Source organism: Phyllobacterium sophorae (assembly GCF_003010965.1).
Classification (GTDB): Bacteria; Pseudomonadota; Alphaproteobacteria; order Rhizobiales; family Rhizobiaceae; genus Phyllobacterium; species Phyllobacterium sophorae.
In genome coordinates this window covers 206,437-232,145 of sequence record NZ_PGGM01000010.1, presented here as the reverse complement: position 1 = coordinate 232,145, position 25,709 = coordinate 206,437, and the positions used below count along the sequence as shown (strand labels likewise).

At 55.8% G+C, this 25,709-nt stretch carries 16 protein-coding genes and 3 pseudogenes; 12 read left to right on the top strand and 7 right to left on the bottom strand.

Annotated features, from left to right (window positions below; translation table 11 throughout):
- Positions 1–380 precede the first annotated feature (380 nt).
- From CU103_RS20640 to CU103_RS20620, 5 genes are all read left to right on the top strand, one after another.
- Complete coding sequence (locus tag CU103_RS20640; protein ID WP_106665901.1) at positions 381–1,235, top strand: Shedu anti-phage system protein SduA domain-containing protein; 855 nt, start codon at positions 381–383, stop codon at positions 1,233–1,235.
- A 221-nt stretch (positions 1,236–1,456) separates the two neighbouring features.
- Positions 1,457–3,007 carry a hypothetical protein gene (locus CU103_RS20635; protein WP_106665900.1) on the top strand — a complete coding sequence of 517 codons (1,551 nt, stop codon included), beginning with the start codon at positions 1,457–1,459 and terminating at the stop codon, positions 3,005–3,007.
- Positions 3,008–3,752: 745 nt separating this feature from the next.
- Complete coding sequence (locus CU103_RS20630; protein WP_170117086.1) at positions 3,753–5,291, top strand: SIR2 family protein; 1,539 nt, start codon at positions 3,753–3,755, stop codon at positions 5,289–5,291.
- On the top strand, positions 5,288–5,875 hold the full coding sequence (locus CU103_RS20625; RefSeq protein ID WP_106665898.1) for a hypothetical protein: 588 nt from the start codon (positions 5,288–5,290) through the stop codon (positions 5,873–5,875). Before CU103_RS20630 ends, CU103_RS20625 begins: the two co-directional genes overlap by 4 nt.
- A complete protein-coding gene (locus CU103_RS20620; RefSeq protein WP_106665897.1) occupies positions 5,872–8,325 on the top strand; it encodes an AAA family ATPase in 2,454 nt (817 codons plus the stop codon). The genes CU103_RS20625 and CU103_RS20620 overlap by 4 nt, the downstream gene beginning before the upstream one ends.
- A 33-nt stretch (positions 8,326–8,358) precedes the next feature.
- On the opposite strand, the gene CU103_RS20615 is transcribed toward CU103_RS20620, so the two are convergent.
- The 4 genes from CU103_RS20615 to CU103_RS20595 form a co-directional block, all read right to left on the bottom strand.
- Positions 8,359–10,413: an ATP-binding protein gene (locus CU103_RS20615; RefSeq protein WP_245448912.1), complete on the bottom strand. Its 2,055-nt coding sequence runs from the start codon at positions 10,411–10,413 to the stop codon at positions 8,359–8,361.
- A gap of 414 nt (positions 10,414–10,827) precedes the next feature.
- Positions 10,828–11,844, bottom strand: coding sequence for an IS110 family RNA-guided transposase (locus CU103_RS20610; RefSeq protein WP_106665895.1), 1,017 nt, complete (start codon positions 11,842–11,844; stop codon positions 10,828–10,830).
- A gap of 1,005 nt (positions 11,845–12,849) precedes the next feature.
- The gene (halB, locus tag CU103_RS20600; RefSeq protein WP_106665893.1) at positions 12,850–13,530 is read right to left on the bottom strand and encodes an anti-phage Hailong system nucleotidyltransferase HalB; all 681 of its coding nucleotides are present in this window, start codon (positions 13,528–13,530) and stop codon (positions 12,850–12,852) included.
- A gap of 45 nt (positions 13,531–13,575) precedes the next feature.
- The gene (locus tag CU103_RS20595; RefSeq protein WP_106665892.1) at positions 13,576–14,490 is read right to left on the bottom strand and encodes a WYL domain-containing transcriptional regulator; all 915 of its coding nucleotides are present in this window, start codon (positions 14,488–14,490) and stop codon (positions 13,576–13,578) included.
- Between the two features lie 196 nt (positions 14,491–14,686).
- Between CU103_RS20595 and CU103_RS20590 the strand changes: the two genes are divergently transcribed.
- The 6 genes and pseudogenes from CU103_RS20590 to CU103_RS20565 all read left to right on the top strand — a co-directional run bounded on the left by CU103_RS20590 (position 14,687) and on the right by CU103_RS20565 (position 21,484).
- The gene (locus tag CU103_RS20590) at positions 14,687–15,874 is read left to right on the top strand and encodes an anti-phage 6A-MBL system MBL-fold protein (RefSeq protein ID WP_245448911.1); all 1,188 of its coding nucleotides are present in this window, start codon (positions 14,687–14,689) and stop codon (positions 15,872–15,874) included.
- A gap of 5 nt (positions 15,875–15,879) precedes the next feature.
- Positions 15,880–18,147: an anti-phage 6A-MBL system cap2_3 protein gene (locus CU103_RS20585; protein ID WP_170117085.1), complete on the top strand. Its 2,268-nt coding sequence runs from the start codon at positions 15,880–15,882 to the stop codon at positions 18,145–18,147.
- 35 nt (positions 18,148–18,182) lie between these two features.
- A complete protein-coding gene (locus tag CU103_RS20580) occupies positions 18,183–18,938 on the top strand; it encodes a hypothetical protein (protein WP_106665890.1) in 756 nt (251 codons plus the stop codon).
- A gap of 161 nt (positions 18,939–19,099) precedes the next feature.
- A pseudogene (locus CU103_RS20575) lies at positions 19,100–19,671 on the top strand (IS6 family transposase); the annotation flags it as partial.
- Between the two features lie 285 nt (positions 19,672–19,956).
- Positions 19,957–20,577, top strand: a complete 621-nt coding sequence (locus tag CU103_RS20570) for a type IV toxin-antitoxin system AbiEi family antitoxin domain-containing protein (RefSeq protein ID WP_170117084.1) — start codon at positions 19,957–19,959, stop codon at positions 20,575–20,577.
- Positions 20,567–21,484 carry a nucleotidyl transferase AbiEii/AbiGii toxin family protein gene (locus CU103_RS20565; RefSeq protein ID WP_106665889.1) on the top strand — a complete coding sequence of 306 codons (918 nt, stop codon included), beginning with the start codon at positions 20,567–20,569 and terminating at the stop codon, positions 21,482–21,484. Before CU103_RS20570 ends, CU103_RS20565 begins: the two co-directional genes overlap by 11 nt.
- 262 nt (positions 21,485–21,746) lie before the next feature.
- On the opposite strand, the gene CU103_RS20560 is transcribed toward CU103_RS20565, so the two are convergent.
- The 3 genes and pseudogenes from CU103_RS20560 to CU103_RS20550 all read right to left on the bottom strand — a co-directional run bounded on the left by CU103_RS20560 (position 21,747) and on the right by CU103_RS20550 (position 24,040).
- A complete protein-coding gene (locus CU103_RS20560; RefSeq protein WP_106665888.1) occupies positions 21,747–22,637 on the bottom strand; it encodes a dihydrodipicolinate synthase family protein in 891 nt (296 codons plus the stop codon).
- 17 nt (positions 22,638–22,654) lie between these two features.
- Positions 22,655–23,292, bottom strand: a pseudogene (locus tag CU103_RS20555) (LysE family translocator).
- A gap of 59 nt (positions 23,293–23,351) precedes the next feature.
- Positions 23,352–24,040, bottom strand: a pseudogene (locus tag CU103_RS20550) (B3/B4 domain-containing protein).
- 131 nt (positions 24,041–24,171) lie between these two features.
- Here CU103_RS20550 and pdxR point away from each other — a divergent pair.
- Positions 24,172–25,698 (top strand): MocR-like pyridoxine biosynthesis transcription factor PdxR, encoded by a 1,527-nt coding sequence (gene pdxR / locus CU103_RS20545; RefSeq protein ID WP_106665887.1) that lies wholly within the window; start codon positions 24,172–24,174, stop codon positions 25,696–25,698.
- The last annotated feature ends 11 nt before the right edge of the window (positions 25,699–25,709 follow it).

Below are 25,709 nucleotides of genomic sequence, written 5' to 3'. Positions count from 1 at the left end.
GGAATCGGGGCCAACGCTCTTTAGATTCGACGCGGGAGCTTATGCACAACTACTTCAATTCCCGGCTGCGCAATCCCGAAAAAATTCTGCTCCAACGAGCAACTGCCGCCAAATCTGCCCCGGTTACTTCTATCGGCTGTACGCGGGGCAGATGTGGCTTCTGACTAACGATTTCAATTTGAAGTGGTAAGCCCGAAATCGGTGCTGGATTTTTGCCTTCGCATTTCAATTCTCAGATTGCTGGGCTCGGGCATGGGGGGTGATGTAAGAAACTCGTCAATGAGGATCCGCGAGCCTGCGATCTTAGCGCCATAAGTGCTTGATGTCCGGCGTGGAGCAGGTAATTCTGGCCAACAGGCTGTGTCAACGAGGCTTTGCGCATGTATCTGGAGATAGATCAACACCTAATTGAGAAATTTCAAAAGGTGCTTGTCACGGCGCCGCCGCCTGGGCGACAAAAAGAGCAAGTCGTGCAAGATTTTTTAGAGCAGAACACCGAGCTGATACCTACACCGGCAGGAGCGACTCCGGCTCTCCACCTTGATTCGATTATTTCGAAATTCAAGCTCTCCACTGCCCTAACTTCAGACTATGTGTACTTGAATAAAAATTCTGCTGTTTGGGACATAACACTTGTTGAACTTGAGAGCCCTGACAAACAGTTTTTTACGGCCAATCAGAATCGTCCAACGCCAACCGCTGACTTCACGGCCGCTCTCGCTCAAGTCAAGGAATGGCGAGCGCAACTAAGGGGAAAGCAGTCAATGATCATTGACGCGATCAAGCCGCTAATGGAGGGGGCACTCAAGGATAATCCAATTCGGCTCAACTATCAGCTGATATACGGCCGATCGAATGACAAGAACCGGAGCGGTGGGACCAGGGCCTATATGCTGGACCTTCTAGAAAACGACGGCATAAGCGTCTTGAGCTACGACAGCGTAATTAACCTTTATTCGCATTCGCAGAGATATAAGAAGAATGTGCTTAAGCAAGTAAAACACCGGTTTGGCTTTAAACATATGCTAGATAGGCCACGCCATTTTTTCTCAGCTATGGGCCCTCAACACCTCCACCTAACAAACCTTCAAATAAAGAAGCTGATTGCAACCGGCTATGACATGGAGTCTTGGAAACGCGGCACTTTATTAGGATACAATGACATGTATCCACTTCCCACTAACGCCGAGATTCGGGAACAGTATCTTCAAACAATGCGAAGTCGCCTTCGCTGAGTCCTAACTCCTAGCGCTTTGGCTCGATCGACAGTTGGCAACACCATTCTGCGCCAGAGCGGCAACCCACCGCTTCGGTGGCCTGGACGATGCTGCTATGCTAAAGGGCGTTTGCGACCTCCTAAAGTGAGGTGAAGCGGCGTTCGAGAGCGTGCTCGCCGTCTAAGGGTTCGCTTTGAGCGATAGGGTGCGGCGAACACGTCATTATGCAAGGCAGAAAAATGAAGTCAGACCCTGGGACGCGTGGACAGAATGAATTGGTGGGGTGGTGTGAGCCAGAGCACTTCATAGCGCACAAGCCAGATCCGGACCGTCTAGGATGGGATTTTCTCCTTGAGGCGACCCCAGATCATTCCCCAGATCGCCCGCTCGATCAGCAAAATTCACTTCCGAAATTCCTTTTGCAGGTCAAGTCGACCGAGCAACAATCGAGAGTCCCACGAATAAAACTTTCGGCCTTGAAGCACCTCGTTGACGCTGATCTGCCGGCGGCGATCGCTGTGCTCTACTATACGAAGGCCTCTAGGCGTTCAGTCAGACGGCTGATAGTGCCTATCGATGACGGTGTGATCGCCGACACTTTGCGTGCTGTTCGTGAACAGGAAGCGGCCGGCAATCGCGCGATACATAATGTCAAGGTCCCAGTTCCGGTGGCGCGCGGCGTCGAGATCGGACCGGACGGGGAGGGGCTCTCGACACATCTTCACCAAATGCTTGGAGGAGACCCGAGTCGTTATGTCAGCCGTAAGATTAATTTCCGAGAAAGCTGCGGCTTCGACGACGAGCCGACCGTCGGCCGCTTTTTTATCCCGGGTGAGAATGCTCGTCAAAAGCTCGGCGAGCTTTTTCTTGGTAGCCATCGAGAAATCGAAGTCAGTGACCTAATTATCGAGCGGCGCCGATTTGGCGTGCCCTTGAAGAATGACCAGCTTTACATTCGTGATGCCATCTTGGCGATGAATGCTCCGCCAATTTCGTCCGCCTCTATCGAAATAGAATCTTCGTCGGGTGAGTGGATTGCGTTTAGCGTAGACGTCTTCATTCCTCCGCCCTTTGCCGAAGGCGCTACGATACGTTTCGCAAATCAGTTCTTCGAACTCAACATGGATTTCGAGAAACGCTGGGCCGGCATGGTCTTTAATTATGAAGGGGAGCGTGATGTCGATCTGGCAGAGGCAGTATCGATCGTCGAGCTCGGTGCAATCCTTGCTCGCGAGTCCAAGTCAGTCACTATTCATTTCGGGGAAGCGCAACTGCCGCTGGAGATGTCGTCGGATCAAGGACCTTTTTCGCATTGGATTCCGGTCGCGCCGGTCTTGCGTCGGATCAGTGACGCTATCGAGAGATCTCAGCGTCGTGCCGGAGGCCCAATAAAATTATCCTCATTCTACGAATGGGTGGAAGATAACGCTGAGCTTTTGGCTCTCGGCTCGACACCAGGGGTGAACATGTTCTTCCCCCGATGGGCAGACGATGCCATTGTCGATAGCCAAGAGGTGATCCTGGCGCCGATGTCCGTCGATATCGCCGGAATTTTGTACTCGGCCCTTGTGGAGGTTCCGATTGTTTCTATGTCGAGGGCCGATAACGAAATCAGATTGATCGGAGGGCAACCGACTATCGTGGATGACGTTGTGCGCGCCCATGGTTCAGACATCTCCGACTTTATAGATTTTGCGGTCGAGAAGTCACGCAGACGCAGAAATAGTAACGGCCCGGCTTTCGTTGCAGGGGGATTTGAGAACTGGACAAGCAGCGCCAAACGCAACTGATATAGGCGACTCCATCGACAATGTATCTTGCTGACGCCCTTATGTTGAACGAGGCATCATAATGATGACGGCTGGCTTGGATGAACCTTCAAAACCTGAGTTCGCGTCTTTCGATAGCTATCGACATTTCGCGTCCCGGTGAGACATGAACGGCGCTATGTTTGGGACGCGCCCGTGCGGGCTTTCGTGGACACGGTCTTGGCGACAAAGAAAAAACGAGATGTCGCCTTGCGCAAAGGATGGTTCTCTTTCGAGCGCAGCCGGAATCGAGTACTATGCGCCCGGTAAGAACCGAGCAGAGGACCCATCCGGTTACGATGCTGCAAGGATGAAACCTCGGCCAAACAGGTCGACAGAAGGCCGTGCAATCCCAGCTGGAATGCCGGTGCTTTATCTCGGAACCACCGAACAGAACGTGATTTCCGAGATCCGCCCTTGGGCCGGCGCCGAGGTTTCCGTAGCCCAACTCAAACTGAAGCGGAAACTCCGCGCCCTCAATCAGGATGCGTATGCTACTTCCCAAGCTCTCTTTAACGCGCCCCCAATATAGGATAGGTTGCATGCCGGGGCGAGGGGATCTGATTTGCCAACTGCACGAACTATTACCGTCAAGGAGACGATCGATCTTCTCGACGGACAATTTGCCGAGGTCGCAAAGGCAGTGGCGCAAGGCAGCTATGCGTTCTGGCTCGGCTCTGGCATTTCACGCGACCGCGTCATTGGTCTTGACGGTGTCCTTGCCAAATTGATCGAATTTTTGCGCAGCCACGCGACTACAAATCAGAACTGCCGTTTCACAACAACGTTGAATCGGATCATCGATCTCGCCGAGCCAACGCCGGGCGAACGCGCCACGATCGATGTAACGAAGCCGGCGATCGACTGGCCATGTCTCGACAATATCGTCTCAAGGCTCTGGGGAAAATACTCGGAGGTCCTCTCTCAAGATGTGGAGAACGAAAAGCAGGATTATCTCCTTTGGGATGCCCTCGACTTTCCAAACACATTCGCCCATCAGCAAGCAGACGCCGAACATCTCGCAATCGGAATTCTCGCGCTGGAGGGCGCGGTGTCCGAGATTGCAACGCCAAACTGGGACGGGCTGCTGGAAGGGGCGCTTGTCGAACTAGGTCATCCGCTCACCTCCTTCCAGATTACCGTCGAAGGGGCAGATCTCCGTGGTCCGCCGGCGGCGACAAAACTCTACAAGTTTCACGGTTGCGCGCTGCGTGCGATCGAAAAAGAAGACGAATACCGCAAGCTCTTAATTGCCCGAAACGATCAGATCATCGGTTGGATGGGCAACGCGACATTCACGATTGTTCGAGATCAGCTGACGGCGCTGATTCAGCGCTCTCGAACCCTAATGATTGGTCTGTCGGCGCAAGACGCCAACATTCAGCACCTTTTTGGTAAAGCAGGTGCAATCAAGGGATGGAAGTGGGATGCGTCGCCACCGCCGATCATGTTCGCCGCCGATCAATTGACTACCGGGCAAAAGACGGTCCTTTCGGTCGCCTATGGTGACGACTACGAAGATAACCGCCACCAAATTGGTGCTTCCGCCTTGATACAAGCTTTTGGAAAGCAGCTTCTATTGGCGCTGGTTTTGTCGGTCATCACCCAGAAGCTGGAGATGTTGGCAAGTGACGCCAGCGCGCCCAATTTACGTCAGGCTGACCGCGATGGGATTGCCGCCGGCCTCCGCTATTTACGTGACGGCGCCGCCGAGGCTGCCAATAATGATCGACTGACCGCTATCAAGCGGTTCGCTCAGGCGCTGACACGGGCGAAATATCAACTCCAGAACGGTGAAAATCCGGTCGGCGCGGTTCAGTATTTCCCACTCGATCACCGCCCCACTCATCAGATGAAAGGTGACGTCGCGCTGGCAGTGACCGGGCAGCGCGAAGCCGCCAATGCTTTGGGTTTGATGGGTCTGATCGCACAGTCCGGCGACTGGGCGCTCGGTCTTGATGACCCGACAGATCCCGCATCGGGAGCGCTGCGCATCACCTCGTCTGTGGCGCACGCACGCGTGTTCTTTGCCGCAAACGATGACAATATTGCAAGTCTGATAGAGTGCGGCGCTTTTGCTGAAGACGACGCAGATGTCGTGATATTTTGCTCGAAACGAGTAACGGCACGTCAACAGAGAAATCCGAGCGCCAACTATAGGACCGGCGTGTCGGGGCCGAGATATATCGCGTTCGGGCCGATGCTCCAGCAGACGGCGGATCTAGACAGCTTGCTATCTGATCTCCGCGCGGAGGTCGCCATATGAACACAGCAGAGCAGGTCGTCGATATTCTCAAAAGGGAAGGGCATTACCGCGAGCTGCCCAAACCCTTCAAGATAGGGACGCTCAGTTTCGAGTTTACCTCCGCGCTAATTGCTACGGAGAAGGCAAACGATCTGGTGATCGTAATCGATCTCAAAAGTGATGTTCCCGATGAGGGGGCTGTGCGCAAAGTCCATGCTTTGACACGTGCGCTTGACGTTGTCCAATCGCGCAGGTCGGTCACTGCGGTGCTCACTCAAGGACAGGCATCGTCTGAGACGGTACATGCGATGAGTCGTGTCTGCCGCGTGTTGCCGATCGGCACGCCGGTCGGGCAGAATGCCTCCGACCTCGTGCGCGACTGGGTATCGGTGCTGCTTCCGTTAAAAACACCTGAGAGCGTCGAGAGCATGGTCCATTGGGAAGAGGACGTGCGCAAGCTCCTGTCCGAGAATACCCCGGCCGATCTCACACAAAATATCTTTGCCAGCGCGTTGACCGATAAAAATGCCGTTGAGGCAGTGCTGCGTGACCAGTTGACGGCGTCGATTTCGTCCGCGATAGCCGAGGAAGGGAATGATCCATGACCAGTCCGCGGCTCAGCACTCTCGTCATTGAAAACTTCAGAAGCTTGCGCGGCAAGGTCGTCATTCCGCTCGATGCCCAGGTCATTCTCGTTCACGGCACCAATGGAATGGGCAAGACCAGCGTGCTATCGGCGATCGAGCTGGGCTTGACGGGCAAAATCCGCCATCTCGCCGAGGACGACAATGGCTACCAGCGGTTTCTCACACATCTTGAGGCCGACGGTGGCCGTATAGATCTGACGACGACCGCACCACTTCGCGCTGACGGTAAGACCGCCGGTGCATTGATCTTTGGTCAGAACAGCCTCTTTACAGCCAATCCGTTGCTCGCAGGCGATGACATCGGCTTTTTCGCCGAGCGGTGCTATCTCCCGCAGGCCACGCTGGGACGACTACTTGAACTCTACGACGATCAAAAAACAGACTCGGCCTCACCGCTGACTAAGTTCGTGAAGCAAATTCTGGGTCTTGATCCTCTCGATGCCATTGTTGACGGCCTTCATGCCGCCGGTCACGTGACGCGCATTCGCAGTCTCGTGCCTGGCTACAAAGACCTTGAAGCACGCCGCAAAGGGGTTGCGACGGATCTCGCCTCGAACACGAACCGAATATTGGTCGCAACCACCGCAAAGAGCACGCGGCAAGAGACCGTTCGCGACCTCTTGAAGACATTACGCCCCGACGAGCCGTCGATCCTGGCTGCCGAACTGGATCCTTCGGCGGTTCGGGTCTTTCTTGAGGCCGAACGGACCGAAGATGAGACATTGTCCCGCCTGACCAGAATGCGGTCTGAGCTGATGGGATTGTCGGCAAGCTGGCAGTCGGTTCCGGCGGACGCGGCAACGCGCGACCGGGCTGAGCGGGAACGCCTCGAGGCCGCGGCGATGAGCGCTCTAAATAGTTGGCGAAATGCTGTCGGTGGGGAACTGCAAGTGCTCCTCGACGAAATTCGTCCATCCTTTCCGGACCTGCCCTCCTTCGACTCGGATCCGGAGGCCCTGCACAAGGCGACCCTGCAACGGACTACAGACGAGGGAAAGCGGTGCCGATCGTTGCTGGCGGCAAGCGATGAAGCGTCTTTAACACTCAGAAAGGCTGAAGCAACGATTCAGCGATCGACTGACCGCATAGGCGAGCTTGATCGTCTTCTTCAGGCAAGCGCGCAGGACGTGCGCACGCTTGCCAACGCTTTGGCTGGAATAGCGCCACATGTTGCCGGCGAAATCTGCCCGGTCTGCGATCGTGACTACAGTGAACACCAAAGCGGTCCGCTGTCGGCACATATCGCGACTAAAATAGGAACCTTGACCGGCGAGGCTGGCCGCCTGCAATCGCTGGCAACCGAACGCGCGGAAGAGACAACCAGGCTGGATCAAGCCAAACGCGAGAAGCTCGGAGTGGAGCGCCTGGTGCTCTCGCCTGAAGAGCAGGCGGACCTCACCAATGGCGCCGGAAAGATGGAAGCCTATGCACAACGTCTTCAAGTGCTTTCAGGCTCGGCGAGAGAGGGATCGCGTCTTACGCGTGAGGCTTCGGCTGCGCAAGGCGTTGCCGCATTGTCCCGACGGCAGGACGATACATCGACATCAATCCTCCCGGGGATCGATGTCGTGATTTTTGAGGCAACCGGACAGAGGGTCAGCGCATTTGCGACCCCGGAGGAAGCACTAGGGCAAACGATCGAAAACATCGAAAGGCAGATCCAGACCGCAGAGGCATTGATATCGACACGTGTTCGCGCCAATTCGGAGTTGGGCCTGCTTGAAAATGACATCCGGGTTGTTCGGGAAATTCAATCCGCAAGGCAGGAGCTGCTAACGCGGTCCAAGGAATTGGAGGATGCTGTTGCCGGCGTGGACCTTGTTCGCGAACACGCCAAGGATTTGGCCGAGGCCGCAGACAGAGCGCGCTCGAAGATTGTCAAGTCGGTGTTCAACAACACCTTGAACAAGGTCTGGCGTGATCTATTCGTCCGCCTGGCGCCATCCGAACAGTTTGTCCCCAGCTTCAGACTTCCACAGTCGGACAAAGGTAGTGTCGAGGCCGTGCTTGAAACGATCCATCGGTCGGGCAAGGTGTCAGGTTCGCCCGGTGCGATGCTCAGTCAGGGCAATCTCAATACTGCAGCGCTGACGCTTTTCCTGGCTTTGCACCTTTCGGTTCCAGCACGCATGCCGTGGCTTATCCTTGATGATCCTGTCCAGTCGATGGACGACGTTCACACTGCGCAATTCGCAGCGTTGCTGAGAACTCTCTCGAAGGGCTTAGGCAAACAACTTGTCGTTGCCGTGCATGAGCGGGCGCTATTCGACTATCTCACCCTCGAACTCAGCCCGGCATTTCCCGGCGATACACTGATCTCCGTGGAAATCAGTCGCAATTTTGAGGGCACGGCAGTCGCAACGCCTCGCGTTTTCGCCTATTCGGAGGATCGTGCCATTGCCGCTTGACAGCGACGACAAGCAAGGTTGCGCCACAGCGTTTTAATCGGTCAGCAATGATGCGAAGAGGTCGCGCAGCTGCGCGTCATTAAAGACGTCGACCTCCGGCTTGGCGGGTGTAAAATCCGGACCATCCTCTCTCTCAGCCTCTTCCTCGATAGCGCGAATTCTGTCGTTGATCGCAGCAATTGCTTGATCGAGCCTGCCTGAGGGAACGCTTGCGCGAGGCGCCAGCTTCGAAAGACTGCTGATACGTTCTTCGAGAGTGGATTCGGAATCGGTTTCGGCGGCACGCTTGCCGGCAAGCTCGATCTCTTTTTGGATCGCTGACTGGGTGGCGGAAATGAGATCAGGGCTCAGTAGCCGTTCGGCTTCCTCAATGGCATCCGACATCTGTTCCAGATCATCGGTATCGACGCCAGACCGCAGCATTTCCACCACATGGCACTCCAGCATATGTGCGAGGCGTTCACGGTCGGGGAAATTGTCATAATACCCACCCTCCCTCAAATTGGCGGTGAGCTCAATCAAATGTGTTCCGTCTCTCCAGGGCTTCCAGCTCACAGCCGTATCTTCCGCGATGGCGTAAGCAGCCTCTGCGAATACATCTGACTGACTATGGGTCCAAAGCTGAAGGACAAGATGGAGTCGTTCGCTGCCAGATCCGCTGTTTCGGAACCATTGGTCCCCTGAGACAGACCTGCCGATCAGCATGGGCGCGATCGGGATGAATGCGTTGGCAAGTTGCGGGTTTGTCGTTCCCACCTCACGACCTCTCGTCGCAAACCGCCAGATCGCTTGGGCCCATTCGAAGAGAGCGGCCGCCGTGACAAAATCCCGTAACATCGCGCCATCCCGGAGATAGTCAGCCATGTAATCGCGAAACGACGGATTGATGTAGGAAATCTTCGTGCCGCGGATATTGATGAATCCACCCTCGAGGATTTTTACGGACTCTTCGAAATCCTTCGGATCGCGCGTTTGTCCGTACTTTTTGCACAGGTAGGCGTGGAGAGCCTCGAAGGAGACGCGGACCGCGGCGAGGTCTTCGCCGAACTCGGCGCAGAAGAACAGCGTGTAGAGTAGGTGTCTTGAACGCGCATCAATGTGGTTTCGAAACGCGATGTCCCAAAGCCGGGACGGGTTGTTGAGGGTCGCGAGAAATTCGGTCGGATACTCGGATGCATCGATACCGTTGGCATGCAGCTTGTCGGTCATCCATTCGATAATGCGTGGATTATAATTTTTGTGGTCGACGATTTTTTCGATAGTGCCTGTTTCGATGAGGGCGCGGATGTGACTGCTATTGGTGCCAGCAACAGAGAGGTGGTTATAGAGAATGCGGGCGCGTATCCGACGTGTGTAGATTCCAACATCGAGAACGTACTTCGTGACGTCCAGCCGCTGATCAGCGAGATGCTCCGATACCCGTCGTGCTTCTTCAAAAATGTAGGCACGGGTGGTGAGAATGAACCGGGCGTTGGGTGAGGCTTTGATCCGTCGAAGAAAACGCGCGAGTTCTGAATCTTTCATCGAAAGGGCATGTCGATCGAGTGCGATACGCCCCAGGAAGTCGTCGAAAATAAAAACTTGCTTCTTAGTGTCGTTGATTGCCGCAAAGCCGTCCGTCAGGCTCATGATCGGAATAAGTTCCCAGCCTTCCGCAAGGTAGGCGTAGGCCAGCATCTCGGCGAGCGTTGTCTTTCCGACACCTGGAGGGCCTGAGATGATCAGGACGTGCTGCTCCTCCAGTTTAGCGGCCGACTGGGAAAAGCTGGGGTTTTGTGCGTAGACCTTGACCTTCGCTTCGATCTCCGCACGGGTGATTGCAGCAAAAGCATGCGCCGCAGCGTGCAGGACACGGTCAAGGACACCTGTGCTGGATAGCCAAAGCTTGATGTGGCTCTTCTCGATTTCAGGATATGAGCGCAGCAGTCCATTAAGGTCGGACTGGCCAAAAATACGCTTCTCATCCTTCAACGCGGGGCCGATTGTTGCGGCGAGGCTCTTCTTGCGGGCTGGTGTAAGGCCCACGGAGGTGGCAAGCAGATATCTGTCTGGTTGCAGCGCATCGATCGAGGCTCGCTCTTTCTTCATCGCAGACTTGAGGGTAGCAAATGGTGAGCCGGCATAATGCTTCGCTTGCAATATGGTCGTTTCGCCGGCCTTCGAATGGCGGCCATCAATTCCCTGGTCTGGGCCAGCAGAAAACGCCTCGAACCTTACGCCGTAGTGTTTCCCTATTAAGTCGTGTGTGGACACCTCCGGGAATGCAAGCAAATTCTTTCGCTTCGGCAATGAGCATGCGGTCGAGTTCCGTCGTGTGTCCGGCCTCTGATGCGGCGTTCAACGCCGCGGGCCCTTATGGATGTTCGGGGATCTGATCCAAATCGGACAGGCGTGCTCGAGGCACCCGCGATTTAACTGGTTTTTCCGATCCCGTCATTCTCGACTTTCGCCCATAAACCTCCGCTTAGAACCACCGCATCCCAACGCTCCAGCCGAACGTTCTCAGGCGGCGGCTGGAGATTGGTATACTCCACCGCGGGCCATCAAGGCCCAAGCGACGCGAGCGATCTTGTTTGCCAGCGCGACCGCGACCAGCATCTTCGGCTTTCGCACAAGCATGTGCCCGAGCCAGGTGTTGGTAGTACGCTGAGCCGCGTGCCGCACGACAGCCATGGCGCCAATGATCAAGAGACGTCGTAGATCTCGTTGTCCCATTTTCGACGTCTTGCCCAGCCGCGTTTTGCCGCCAGTCGAATTCTGCTTTGGGGTGAGCCCAAGCCAAGCGGCAAAATCACGTCCTTTGATGAAGGTTGAGGGCTCTGGAGCAACCGCCACCATCGCAGCAGCGGTAATCGGACCAATGCCAGGGATCGTCATAAGCCGTCGGGCAGTCTCATCCGTTCTCGCACTTTCCTTGACACGCTCATCCAACGCGGCAATGCGTTCATCCAGCACTTCAAGATGATTGATAAGCTCTTTGCCAAGGTCAATTACAGCAATTGGCAGGGCGGCATCCGGATCTTCAAGTGCTCTGATCAGATGGCCAATGTTCTGTGGCCCTTTCGGTGCAACCACACCGTATTCCGCAAGGTGACCGCGCAGTGCATTGATCGTCTGAGTTCTTTGAGCCATCAGCAGGTCACGTGTTTTGAAAGCCATCGCCTGGCTCTGCTTTTCCGCGCTTTTGACTGCGACAAAGCGCATGGTCGGGCGGGACGCTGCCTCGGCGATCGCCTCCGCGTCAGCAGCATCATTCTTTTGCCGCTTCACAAAGGGCTTCACATACTGAGGAGCGATCAGACGTACTTCAAAGCCAAGTTTGCCGATCTCTCGTCCCCAATAATGAGCACTGGCGCAAGCTTCCATAGCCACGACACATGGTGGATGGGCGGAGAAGAATGACAGGAATTTTGCCCGCGACAGCTTTCGGCGGAACGCTATGGATCCATCGGTCCGCATGCCATGCAGCACAAATACATTCTTCGCCAGATCAACTCCAATAATGATAGTATCGTTCATGGACATCTCCTCGTAGCATGGTTTGACACCGCTACATTGGCACATTGCGATGCCGTTAGGAGGTGTCCACCCCATCGGACAAGATCCTCGAAATCTGGATGCGAGAGCGTTCTAAAATCGTAGGTCATCGTCCAGCGTTATTCTCGCAAATACAAAGCCTTGGCTAAGTTAGACGGTGCAACAAGAGATATCCGAGATCAAGGGGAAATATCAATGTAAGCAAGAGTTTAAAGGTATCGTTCCAGGGCTTGGGTTCGTATCCCTTCAAGGCGCTCATTGGAAATTCACCTGTCCCGATATGCTCGGCACCAATCGGATTCAACATAAGAACAGCAGGCCGATATTTGAACAATCACTCGACAGGGCGCTTGATATTCGATTGCGGGATACTCAGTTCAGCGGAGCATGAGAGTTGCGACGATCTGATTCTGGTTGTGCTTTACACCCGCAAGGCGTGGGTTACCGGGCGGTTATCATAGACGCAACCCAGCCTCAGGGATAAAAGCGAACATATCGTACGGAACGCTCGTATAATATCCCGCAACAGCGCTTGCTTCTCGCTGTTCGAAAGAAACAGGACATCGTTCGCGCACCTGACCAGATCCCGATTAATGCCGTCCCGTCCAATTAGCCGAAAACGCTGAAGCTGGAGCCGGGGAGGCGTTACGAATGTCTGAATATTTCCAAAGGCTGCGCGCACCTGCATGACTGAGTAAGTCCCTCTGCGCAATCGCAAAGAATCACAAATTTCACCAGCAGATGATTGAGAACGCTGCCGTTAGTCGCGTACGGCGACAGCATACTCCGTCAGACGCCGGATCTGAAGTCTTGCTGGGGGGTATCGAAGGTTTTGCGTACTTTGCGACCTTCCGAGACAACCGAGAACGCACGTCATAGCGGTTATTCTTGGGAATAAATCCTGGTTCAACCGCAATTAAGTGCGTCTCAGCAGCGCCAGATTCGTGAGGCCAACAATTTCAGTGCTGTTATAGGCGGTACTCTCATTTAATATGGGATACCGACCACTGCATCAGCCTTGACGAACGCCAGAGCTATATTGTTTGATGTCACCATAAACTGCTTCAAATACGCGCCGTAACTGCTCCGGCCGTCCCCCAATCTGAGTCCCCCAAATTTGACGAGGAAACCGCGAAGAAGCTCAACCACTTCCTCATCCAAATGTTCCGCATCCTTGTGCTTGATCATGGTCATCACAGCATTTGAGCGGGCGAATGCGGCGAGTTCGCTGGCGGAAAAAACCGGTTCACCCGCTTCCGCCGATCGGGATATCAGAATGGTTCGTACGCACCACGCGACTCTGCGGTTGATCAGAGGAGCAATGCGTTGATTTTGCCCGTGATCGATAAGGAACCATCCAAGATCGGTCGCCTTTTGGACCTCTGACTCATAGGATGACCGGATCCGAAACTGCGATCGGAGCAACGCGAGCTGTTCAAGCGGATCATAAATGGGCTTCGCTTCACGTATTATATGGCAAACAAAGAGGTCGCCGTTCTGCGCGCGCAATTGAAGATCGCCGAGCGGATAAATCGACGTTGAAAGGTGCCCCTGCAGTACATGCCTGGGACCGTCGTCTTCGGTGATGAGAAGAAGGTCCGTGTCAGACCGCAAATCCTGGTCGCCGCGCGCGTGGCTGCCGAAAAGAAGCATCGCAAAGACGGTCATTTCAATTCCAATGCTGAGGATAAATTCGACGAGCGCTCGCTATGCTCATCTCGATTTCTTGTTCCGAAGTGCCTCCACGGACAACTTCCGCACGACCTCGCGGGCTTGAATCACTTCATCAAGGTTTCGCAGGACCAGTTGCTGTTTTTCCGGCTTTATTTTATCGCCCGCAAGATCGAGATTATGTTCATTGATGAGATAGAATGCGGCGCTCAGGCGGCACGGCAGACGCAGTTCATCATCTGTCATATCATACTCTGCCGCGACGGCTACTTGCTTTGCCTTGTCAAGGCGTGGATTGGGTATTAGCGCCAGTTCGATAGTGTGGTGCCATTCCAAATCCATGCTTGGATCGATATCACATTCGCGCGGCAGCCCCGCACTTGTGATACGATTCAGGTTGTAATCCCTGAAATCGTTATGTTGTTCCGACCAAGCGCGAACATACCAGCGGTCGGCTGAATACAAGAATGAGTGCGGGGCGACAACGCGGATGCCCCCCGGCGATCCGGTGAGCGATTCATAGCCCAACTCCAGCTCACCTCTCTGCTTGATTGCATCCAGGATACGGAGCAAATAGGTTGGGTTTGTCGGCCGTCTTCGAAGCTGGCCGACGACTTCGATTGGCGGCATCTGCGAAAACCACGTGTCCTCTTCGCTCATCAAACCACGATTGACTGCCATCAGCTGCAGCAGGAACCGGTCTGAAAACGGTCCGATAAATTCCGGCTTATAATCAGCGGTCCGCACAAAACTCTTTTTGCTCGGGTCATACCTGAGGTTCCTTTGTGCCCGCAATTGGTAGGCCGAGATATCTGACGACGCCTGCTGCTCAGATATCCCAAAGAAATCCACAATATCTTTCCGATTGAAAAAGCCATCCCAGAAAAGACGAAAATCAATGAATTCCAATCGCTTAGCGACACCCCATTTCAGATTATGATCCACGGTGCCCGTCATAAATGCCTCTCCTTTCTATTCTAACGTGTAAAAAACGCATCGTATTACTTGATTGATCTGACAGAAGTGATTACCTTTTATGGACGCATAGCAAGGTGCCGTCAACGTATTGGAGCTTCCAACACGTTGACGGCTGAGATGGGAGGCTCGTCTGTTACGCGCGAATTTTTGATGAATAACGCGAAAGGTTCGAGCAATGACAGCCCAGACGACGCACTTCAAGGTTAGCAACGGCGACATGACGTTAATTGAAACTGGCGACGGGCATTTCGTCCTCGTCGACTGCAACATTCGCACGGCAGCAGATGATTTGAATGATGATACCCCAGACGTTGCCGGACAACTCAGGGACCGCCTGCCACTCGACAGCGATGGACGTCTCTATTTAGATGCCTTCCTGCTCACCCACCCCGATAATGATCATTGCAGGGGGCTGCAGAAGCACTTCCACCTTGGTCCACTGAGCGGATGGAATAAGACCGAAGACAAGATCGTCATCCGCGAGATGTGGTCGTCCCCGATCATCTTCCGGCGCGCGTCTCGTAACCATACGCTCTGCGATGATGCCAACGCATGGGCGGCGGAAGCCCGCCGCCGTGTCCGCCATTTCCGCGCGAATGGTTATGCCTATGAGGGCGATAAGATCAAAATTCTGGGCGAAGATATCGATGGCAAGACCGATGATCTGACTGAGATCCTTGTCGCTGGCGGTGACGTTTTCCATACGATCTGCGGGGTTACCGACAACACATTCGCTGGACATCTGCTGGCACCGCTGTTGGCTGACGACGAAGAAGAGGTTGAATTTCTCAGCAAGAACAATTCGAGCGTCGTCATCAATATCTCACTTGGAAAATCTGATCTTCTTCATCCAAGCTTCTACCTCCTCGGCGGTGACGCCGAGGTTGGTATCTGGGAGCGGATGTGGGCGAAATACGGCAACGATCCTTCTATCTTCCAGTTTGACGTCTTGATAGCGCCCCATCATTGCTCCTGGCACAGCCTTTCGTGGGACAGCTGGTCTGACATGGGAGAAGAGGCCGAGGTTTCAGTGGACGCACGGAATGCACTGGGGCAGCCGATGTCGGGCGCTACTGTCATCGCGAGCAGCAAAGAAATCATGGACGACGAGATCGATCCGCCATGCATCCGAGCCAAGCGCGAATACAAATCGATTTTGAACCCTGTGAATGGCACGTTCACATGCCTCGGCGAGCTTGGCGGTGACGCACCCCTCGAATTTGAAATCACGTCGACTGGGGGACCGAAGCGGAAAGAGCGCTTGGCGAAAGCCAAACTCGCAGCTCCGACCATCTTCGGACTTGCGGGGGCGGCGGCGGGCAGCCAGAGCGCCTTGGGCGCACAGCCTTTCAAGCACGGGTGACCGACTTGGACGAGCCAACGTCTGCCATTCTGCGTGCCGTGCGCCTGATCCGGGCGCACTCGCGTGTGGTCACGCTGGAAGACAACCTGGCAACCGATCTGTCGATTGTCGTGCATATTGATGCCGGCCTGAACAATCGTTGGCGGGCCGTCGGCGCGAGTCCCAATGGTGTGCGGGCAATCGAGCCCGTCACGTTTCGTTTTTCCCGCCACTATCCGGCGGACATGCCCGATGTCGCGCTGAGAGCTGACTTTGATCGCTCTCATCCACATCTTGTACCAGGTCCGCTGACGGAACCGCCAAGACCTTGCTACATAGATGGCTCCCCGCTTGATCTTATCCGGCTTCGAGGGCCGCAAGGCCTCGTGACCCAGCTTGCCGACTGGTTGGAAAAAGCGGCAGCGACTGAACTGATAAACCCCACACAAGGCTGGGAGCCCGTCCGCCGTGATCGTTTCGATGATTTCGTCGAAGCGGACGCCCAAGCGCTCCGCGAGCTTATTGACGCAGACGGCGGCGGCGCATTCTTTTTCGCACCTTTTACGGTCATCAGTGACCGCGAACTGCGGTGCTATTGTTGCCATCTGATCGAAAGAATACCCCTTCGACCCGACATCGCTCCGACCCTGAGCGACCGCTACGGCCAAATTGGAATCGGTGTCGCGGTATGGCCCCGGCGTAATTTCATTGCCGACAGGTACCAACCCGAAACTGTCACCAACGTCAGCGAGCTCTTCGAACGGGCGAAAACGCTGGGCTTATTTGATTCTCTACGGACGAATCTCGGTCTTCTACAGCGGCGTCTCCAGGCCGCACCGGTCAAGACACCGGTCGTTATCTCGGTCGTTCTCCTGGTTCGTCGTCCGCTCGATCTGATTGGCCAGACCTCCCCGATCGAAATCCTTCCATATGTGATTGAGATACACGGCGCAGACGAGTTGAGCCCGAGCAGCCTTCATCCGGTCCGGCTGGCGGCACATCGAGATACTCTGAGCCCAAAACTGCTGTCGAAAATATCGGGTGCAGCCATGGAAGATATAGCCAGATGGACACTTCTCGGTGCGGGCAGTGTTGGCTCGAAGCTGGCACTGCATCTGGCAAGAGAAGGAAAGGCACCCAGCGCAATAGTAGATAACGGGTTCCTCAGCCCACACAACTTCGCGAGACACGGACTGCTGCCTCGATCGAGGTTCGAGACACTGAACGACGCGAAGGCGCACGCTCTACGCGACGCGATCGCCCTGATGGGTCAGACCACGACCAGCTATTTCACCGATATGCTCTGGTTGGGCGCGGCGGCCGATGAAGACCAGCGCAACAAGGTGTGGCCGCGGGGCACCCGCTTCCTCGTGGATGCCACCGGCTCGCCTGCTGTCACAGATGTCCTCTGCCTGCCCGAAGTCATCAAGACCAGGCCCAGAGCCGTAGAGACAAGCTTGTTCGGAAAGGGGCGCGTCGCTTATCTCGCTGTAGAAGGTGACATGGCGAACCCGAATTTGCAGGATTTGGCTGCCGAGGCTTATCGCCTTTTTTCCGGAACCAAGGCGCTTGAACAGACAGTATTTCCTAGTGATGGCGATCTCATTTCGATCGGCCAAGGATGTTCGACACTAACAGCGCGCATGTCCGACGCGACGCTTTCCGCCCCCGTTTGCGCCATGGCCATGAAGTTGTCGTATCTGCTCCGCGAGGAGAGTTGCAACGCTTATGGCGAGATCGTGATCGGAGAGATAGCAGAGGATTTGCTTGGCCAGGCGTGGCAACATCATAAGGTGGATCCTTTGGTTATCCTCGCAGGTGAGAATAACGCGACCCCGTTCGTCCGGATGTCCCGACGGGTCGTTCAAATTATCGACCAGACAATATCGTCTTATCAGGACGTCGAAACCGGAGGAGTACTCGTAGGGCGCTTCAACGAAACGACGAACAGTTTTCAGGTCGTCGATGTTATACCCGCCCCTCCGGACAGCCAATTTAAGGTCGATCTCTTCTTGCTGGGTATAAAAGGGCTGACCGATGTCCTTCAAGGCTACATAGCTCGAAGTCACGGAACGCTCTATCCGGTTGGGACGTGGCACAATCATCTTGCCGACAGCGCTGCGTCGCGGACCGATCTGGCCACGGGCGTACAACTCGCGTTCGGGCAGACGTTCCCCGCAGTCCTTATCATCAGAACGCCGGATCGATTTCATGGACTGGTGACCGAGGCGATTGGTGACGAGGCTGAGACGGCCAAGGTCACCGTTTCAACTATATCGGAGCGGGCGGGATGACGACGCAACGCGATGATAGCTGACGGAGAGAAACTATGTCAGGTGTTTTCAAGCAGTTTGATAGCTACACGCTGCGAGCAAGGGTGTTTCCGGCGCTCATTGCCGGTCTTCCGACCTTGGCGATGTTGTTCTTTGTCATCCCTTGGGACAGGCTCGGCATTTCGCATCTTATTGCCAGCACTATGGCCATTGTGCTCTTGGTGGCATTCGCAGATGTCGCAAGGCGCGCGGGCCGAAACGTCGAAACCATACTGGGCACTCGCGCTACACCGGAACTCTGGTACCGGACGGACAACGCAATCGATTCCATATCGAAAGAGCGCTACCGGGCGTTCATGGGAACAAAACTTCAAGTTTCACCTCCAACTGAGCAGGACGAAATCTCAAATCCGGCGCAGGCGGACCAGTTTTACTTGAGCGCCGGATTTTGGCTGCGCGACCACACGCGCGATACAAAGAAATTCAAACTCCTCTATGAAGAGCTCCTGACCTATGGTTTCCGCCGCAATCTCCTCGGATTGAAACCCGTCGCACTGTGCTTGAACGCAATAGTGGCGATCCTTTGTCTTGCTGCAATTGTGTCACCGGTGGAATTGCCGATCCATCAGTCCATCGAAAGGTTAACTGTTGTCATCGTAGCCGTTGTCCTGCACTCCGCGTACATGATTTTTGCGGTAGGGAAGCAGGCGGTACGCGAAGCATCGAGATCGTATGGGGTTCAACTAATCGCCAGTTGCGAAACACTTTTGGCACCGCCCCGGCGGTCCTCTCCTAACAAAAAATCGACATAAATGAGATCAGCGCCATATCCAACGAGACCGAAAGCGGCCGTTCGGCGCTCGTTCAACGGGTGGGCGCGGTGACAAAGGCGCGATGGCTGGTTCCGTTGCAAACTTTCCGTCGATGATATCTGTGCGATTGAAAAGGTTCAGCGTCGAACCGGGAAATCGCGATGTTCAAGGGCCGCCATTTTGATCGATCTGTAATCCTGCTTTGTGTGCAATGGTATCTTGCCTACAATCTTAGCCTTCGAGACTTGAAAGAGATGATGGCTGAACGTGGCATCGAGCTCGATCATTCGACGATCCATCGCTGGGCCATTTATTTCAGCCCTCGACTACTTGAGCGCTTCAATCGCAGAAAGCGCACCGTTACCCGTAAATGGAATTTCGACGAGACCTATATCCGGGTAAAGGGAGAATGGATGTACCTCTACCACGCCATTGACGGCAACGGGGATACCGTCGAGTTCTACTTCAGCAAAGATCGTGATCTGAAGGCAGTGAAACGCTTCATTTGCAAGGCTGTGGCGCGTCATGGACGACCGGATTGTATCACGATTGATGGCAGCCAGACCAATCGGATGGCGATCGTTCAATGTGATACTGAGAGCCAATTAAAGGACCAGGCCTTAGAGCGCGGCAGACGCATTACCATCCGCTCGAGCAATACCTGAACAACTGCATTGAGCAGGATCACCGCAGTATCAAAAGACGCATCTGTTCCATGCTGGGGTTCAAGTCGCAAATTGGTGACTATACTGATGATGTCCCGCGTTCGCGTGAAGGGTATCCCTGTGTCGTAAAATGATAGAGGCGCATATTGCTCTGATGGCGGGTTATTGGGCTTGGCGGTTGGAAGAGAAAGGTGTTGCTCTTCAATATACTCTAGGAATTGCTACCTGAAATCCCGCGCCTTCACTTTGGTAGCGTCGAGTTGGAATCGACCCGCCTTCAGGATTTCCCTATCGTTCACGATGTGATAAAACCTCTGCTACATCCCTTGGGAATAGAGGAAACGTCACCTTCGATGGCATCAACCACCACCCAGAGACTTCGCGCGCTCGACCTCCTGAAAACCCGGGGAATGCTCCGGCTGAAGGATTTCGTCAGCGAAGGCATTGGCCCGGAAACGCTCGCCCGTCTTGTCCGGGAGGCAGCGGTCATCCGCGCGGCACGTGGCCTGTATCAACTTCCTAACATTAACATTGAAGCTGCCCATGCACTGGCCGAGGCGGCTATCCTGGTCCCAAAGGGTGTGGTCTGCCTGACCTCAGCGCTCCAATACCACGAACTGACGCTGCAGATGCCCTCGGCAGTGTGGATGGCGATCGACCGTGCCGCCTGGCGTCCGAAAATCGATTATCCTCCCATCCATTTCGTACGCTTTACGGGGTGGGCGCTGACCGAAGGGGTTGAACGCCACCGCATCGAGAATGTGGACGTCCCCATCACGGATCCGGCGAGGACGATTGTTGACTGTTTCCGCTACCGGACCAAGGTTGGTCTCGATGTGGCGATGGAGGGACTGCGTGAGGGCCTCCGCCGCCGTCGGTGCACGCCTGACCAGCTCTGGCAATACGCGCGCAGGACGAGGGTCTGGTCGGTCATGCGTCCCTACGTAGAGGCAATGGTCTCCGATGCCGCGTGAGCCCCGCAACATCGGCGCGTCAGTGCGGACGCGGCTCCTCGATCGGGCACGTGCTGAACGATCAGATTTCCAGATTCTACTGACCCGCTATGCGCTCGAACGCCTGCTTTACCGGCTCAGTGTGTCACCGCATCGGGACCGCTTCATCCTCAAAGGGGCGATGCTCTTCGTGACCTGGGTCGCCGACCCATTCCGGCCCACTCGCGACCTAGACTTGCTTGGTCATGGTGATAGTGATGCTGTGAGTATAGCCGAAACCTTCCGAGCGATCTGTGCGCAGCCTGTGGCAGATGACGGAGTGACGTTTGAAATCGCCGCGCTGACAGCGGCACCGATCCGGGAGGAGACGGACTACGGCGGCGTGCGGGTTCTTACGACGGCAACCATTGCCGGGGCACGAATTCCGATTCAGGTCGACATCGGCTTTGGTGACGCAGTGACACCAGGGGCCGTCGAAATCGACTATCCCGCGTTGCTTGACGCGCCGGCGCCACATCTTCGCGCCTACCCCGTCGAAACCGTTGTGGCCGAAAAATTCGAGGCGATGGTCACGCTTGGTATCGCCAATAGTCGACTCAAGGACTTCTACGACCTCTGGCTTATCGCGCAGACTTTCGAGTTTCGGCGATCGACCCTGATTGAAGCTGTAAGGCGCACGTTCGAACGGAGGGAGACGGCACTTCCCGCCGGTATTCCGATTGGGCTGAGTGATGAATTCACGGCAGCCCGGAGCCCTCAATGGCAAGCTTTTCTCCGGCGCGAGCGCATGGCCGCCGCGCCGGAGATATTCGCTACCGTTATCGTCGATCTCCATCTGTTTCTACTGCCGCTTGTTGATGCTGAAAATGATGAGCAGAGCTGGTTGCCGGGCGGGCCTTGGTCTAAAGAAAGAGAAAATGCTCTGTAGGTCCATGGTCGCGTTCGGCAGGCGCTGGGCTCAAGAGCGAGTGTCCGGGTCGAGGCGGTGGCCCCAGTCGACATCATCGGCCTCTATGTTTTTGGTGCCTCGGATCTGAGGACGGATGATGGCTCGCAAAATCATCCCCACCCACCAGTCCCGTCGTACCGCACGGCATGGGTTCGCCGGAATAGAAGTCGTCGGTGCGCTGCTGACGCCTGACATCTTGGGTCGCATTTGCTGCTTTCGATGCGAACGATCAGTCCTGTGCTCAGCCGATCTCGAGCGTCCCCAATGCCTGCCTGACGTCATCTCGGGCGTCCTCCGGCAACGGCAGAACCGGGCGCGGTGGCTGCACGTGCGCCAGACCGAGGAGGTCGGCGATGACGAACATGACGCGGAAGCTGCCGTACCGCTTGAACAGGGTCCAGAGCGGTTCGAAAGCGTGGTTCAACCGCGCGGCTTCCACAGCGTCGCCTGACTGGGCCGCACGCGTCAGCGCAAGCGCCGGGGCCGCCAGCAGACCTGCGGCAACGCTGTACCAAGTGTCACATCCGGCAAGCAAGGCATCGGCCGCACCCCAGTCGCCGCTGTATCCGATCGTGAACGTGTCAGGGGTCATCTGCCGCAGGCGTGCCAGTTCCCCTGCATAATCGTCATTTGCCGCCAGGGGCATTTTTACGGCGACGATGTTGGACACCGCTGCCAGGCGGGCGATCAATGCATCGCTGAATGTGAAGCGCGTGGTGCCTGGATTGTTGTATATGCACAAAGGCAGGTCCACCTTTGCCACGGCCCCGAAGTGCTCAAAGACTTCGTCCTCTTTCAGGGGAACATAGGACATGGGCGCCAGGAGCAGGCCGTCAGCACCAGCGGATTTGGCATCGCGCGCCAAAGCTTGCGCTTCGTCGGTACGCAATGCTCCCACACCCACGACAAGAGGCGTTTTGCCGCCGATGCATTCAACGGCAGCCTGGACGGCACGCTTCCGTTGCTCTCTGGTGAGGTAAGCATAACCGCCCGTGCTGCCGAGAAGTCCGATGGAGTCTGCTCCCGCGTGATGAATGCGCTCGAGAAAACGAGCCAGCGCCTCGGTGTCAACAATCCCTTCAGCATCGGTTGGCGTAAGGGGGAACGCCGACAGACCACGAAACAAAGTCATCCTCTATCCTTTCGAAACTATATGCGGGAGAGCAGCATGCGCAGCCCTGCGAACGCGAAGAACATCGCTAGAAGACTTTCGATCCAGCGGCGACAGCGACGGTACAGAGCCACCATCGGCGGTGTGGAGAAGACGACGGCGTAGCCGCAGAAGATCGTGACACTCAGGACGGCGCAGCCACCCAATATCGCCGCAATGCTCTGCCATGACGAATTCGGGCCGATGCCCAGCGTGACCAGCGCGATCCATGCCAGCACGGATTTTGGGTTCGCCAAGTGCATCAAGAGCCCCCTGCGATAGAGCGCACCCCGTGAAAGATCGACTTCGTCAGCCGAGGCGCGCGCCGCCAGCTGTTCGTTCGACGTCAACGCCGACCGTCCTGCCTTGAAGGCGAGGAATAGCAGATAGAGGCCCCGGAAATCTGGAGAACGATCAGTGCCTGGGCGTACCTGGCCAACAAGGCGGAGATGCCCGTCGAGGCCATCAGACCCCAGAAGATCGAGCCGCTGACAACGCCCGAGGCGAGCATGAGCGCAGCGCCTCTGCCGCGCGCCATCGCCACGCCCATGATGCGCATGTTGCTCGGGCCGGGGCTTGCAGCGGCGATGACATATGCAGCAAAGACAATAATCAACTGATGGAAATCGACATTCATTCTCTGGACCCTTGAAAATCTCATTCAAATCGATGGATGCGATCACCCGACCGGAGACGTCACTTGGCGATGGCGATCTTTTGGCTGACGATCGTGCAGCCCGGCATCAACGCGTTCAGCCCTTCGACCAGGGCATCCGTCGCCTCCGCCAGTGCTTCGTCGGGCATGGTTGCCAACGCCTCCAATATCAACCACATCCGGCCTCTTGCGGCCGTCAAGCTGGTTCGCGTGCCTTGTCGCAAGTTCCAGCGTCGGCAGGTGACGCCAATATCGTCGCGCCAAATCACTTCACGCGGCGAGGGAGGATCGTTGACAGCTGCCCCGTTCATCACGGTGTCAAACTCTCAGTCCCGTCTGCGATCGTCAGACGGGGTCTTCCGACATAAGCATCGTAGTTCTCTCCACCCACCGGGATTGCGTATTTGAGGCTGACGGCGTTGTAGAGATCGACGATTGGGTTGATGGCCGGAATGGTGGCGTCCTTGAGGACCCGCTTTCTCAGCGCTTGGGCCGAGGACGGCGTGCGGTTCGGCTTCGCGCCAAAGCGGACGTAGGCGTCGGACCAACTCGCCAGATGCGCTTCCGCCCAAGCCGGGCCACCGGCCAACACGCAATCGCAGGTTGCTGCCAGCAATCGGGGATCGATATGTCCTTCTCCGGCTGACTTGGCATCGACTTGGACGCTCATCGCTCTGAATCCGGGTGCAATATTCTGTATTCGACCGTCGATGACGGGATTTTCAAACATCCAGGCAACTCCAAATTCCAGCAAAAGAGACCCCATGAGCGGCGCGACGAGTGACGAATACCTCTCCTTGACTGGAAACCACTATTGCAATTCACTGGCACAAATGAAACTGCCAGTTATGGAGATGTTCATTGGTCCAGTACAACGACGGGTCCCGCAGAACGGGAGCAACGCGTCGGATCTATCATTCCTTGCTCACGCAGATCGAAGCCGGAGTATACGGTGTCGGCGACACTTTGCCTTCGAGCCGCTCGCTTGCGGAAGAACTGGGTGTTTCGAGGACAACGGTGACCGCCGCATTCGACCAGCTGATTTCCGAGGGTTATGTCCGGGTACAGCAGGGTCGGAAAGCAACGGTTGCGTCCGCAGGGCGGCCGAACCAGGTCAACCAGCACGACCGTTCGGCGATTGCCGTGCGCCAACTTTCCGCCTATGCAACTCGTGCGATGGCTCTGCCGTCGAACAGCACCGCCGGGAGGCCGCCGCTCAAGTTCGATTTCCGCTACGGGGATATCGCAGCGACGGACTTTCCAAAGGCCCCTTGGCGAAAAGCGCTGAACACCGTCTTCCTCAGGCATCGCGACAGATTTGGATACGATGATCCGGCAGGAAGCCGATCCTTGCGAGAGGCTTTGCAGGGTTACGTCTGGCGCTCAAGGGGCATCAGTTGCCATCTCGACCAGATCATTGTCGTAAACGGATCTCAACAGGCGCTCGACCTCTGTGCCCGCGTCCTTGTCAATCCCGGCGACAAAGTCGTGGTCGAAGACCCGTGCTACGCCATGGCAAGGAACGTCATGCTCGCAATCGGAGCAAACACCGTTGCTGTGCCCTGTGGCGCTGATGGCCTGGACACCACGAAGCTTCCTGACGCTAGCGACATCGCAGTGGCCTACGTGACGCCGAGCCACCAGTTTCCTTTAGGAGGGGTGTTGCCTGCGGCGCATCGCCAGGCATTGATGGAGTGGGCTGCCTCAGCAAATGCCTATGTCATCGAGGACGACTACGACAGCGAGTATCGCTACGACGTTGGCCCGATACCGCCTCTCTATCTGTCTGGACAAGGCCGCGTCATCTACGTTGGGACGGTTTCGAAGACCCTGGCACCAACCCTCAGGCTTGGATACGTCGTGCTCCCGCATCCACTTGTCGATGCCTTCATCGACTGCAAGCGAATTGCCGATCGGCACACCTCCACGTTCGAGCAGGAGGCTCTCGCGATGCTGATCGAGACCGGCGCCTATGAGCGGCATGTCCGCAGGATGAGGAGACTTAACTCCGAAAGACGCGCTGTGTTTCTCGCGTCAATGACCCGCGCTTTTGCCGACGACATCGAGATCGTCGGCACGACCGCGGGACTTCACGTCGTCGTGTGGTTCAACACGATGCGCTCCGGGCAAGAGGAGCGTTTTGCCGAAACCGCTCGAAACCACGACATCGGAATCTATCCAGTTTCGCGCCTGTTCTCATCCCCGACTGATGAGCGAGCCGGATATATTTTTGGCTATGCATCCATGTCTGTCGATCAACTCGCCAAAGGAGTGGAGAAGTTCCATGGCGTCTACCTTGGCTTCATCGGCAATGCAGCGCCAGGCGGTACCTACGACAACGGGAGGTTCTATGATCAGATAGTTTTCAGTGAATTGCGGAATGCCTGAACCATAAGGCA

Excerpts from the sequence above, each read along its gene's own strand:
- CU103_RS20640 (WP_106665901.1), top strand. The coding sequence starts at position 381 with ATGTATCTGGAGATAGATCAACACCTAATTGAGAAATTTCAAAAGGTG.
- CU103_RS20570 (WP_170117084.1), top strand. The coding sequence starts at position 19,957 with ATGGCATCAACCACCACCCAGAGACTTCGCGCGCTCGACCTCCTGAAA.
- CU103_RS20615 (WP_245448912.1), bottom strand. The coding sequence starts at position 10,413 with ATGAAGAAAGAGCGAGCCTCGATCGATGCGCTGCAACCAGACAGATAT.
- CU103_RS20595 (WP_106665892.1), bottom strand. The coding sequence starts at position 14,490 with ATGACGGGCACCGTGGATCATAATCTGAAATGGGGTGTCGCTAAGCGA.
- CU103_RS20580 (WP_106665890.1), top strand. The coding sequence starts at position 18,183 with ATGTCAGGTGTTTTCAAGCAGTTTGATAGCTACACGCTGCGAGCAAGG.
- CU103_RS20565 (WP_106665889.1), top strand. The coding sequence starts at position 20,567 with ATGCCGCGTGAGCCCCGCAACATCGGCGCGTCAGTGCGGACGCGGCTC.
- CU103_RS20590 (WP_245448911.1), top strand. The coding sequence starts at position 14,687 with ATGACAGCCCAGACGACGCACTTCAAGGTTAGCAACGGCGACATGACG.
- CU103_RS20625 (WP_106665898.1), top strand. The coding sequence starts at position 5,288 with ATGAACACAGCAGAGCAGGTCGTCGATATTCTCAAAAGGGAAGGGCAT.
- CU103_RS20560 (WP_106665888.1), bottom strand. The coding sequence starts at position 22,637 with ATGACTTTGTTTCGTGGTCTGTCGGCGTTCCCCCTTACGCCAACCGAT.
- halB (WP_106665893.1), bottom strand. The coding sequence starts at position 13,530 with ATGACCGTCTTTGCGATGCTTCTTTTCGGCAGCCACGCGCGCGGCGAC.
- CU103_RS20620 (WP_106665897.1), top strand. The coding sequence starts at position 5,872 with ATGACCAGTCCGCGGCTCAGCACTCTCGTCATTGAAAACTTCAGAAGC.
- CU103_RS20610 (WP_106665895.1), bottom strand. The coding sequence starts at position 11,844 with ATGAACGATACTATCATTATTGGAGTTGATCTGGCGAAGAATGTATTT.
- CU103_RS20635 (WP_106665900.1), top strand. The coding sequence starts at position 1,457 with ATGAAGTCAGACCCTGGGACGCGTGGACAGAATGAATTGGTGGGGTGG.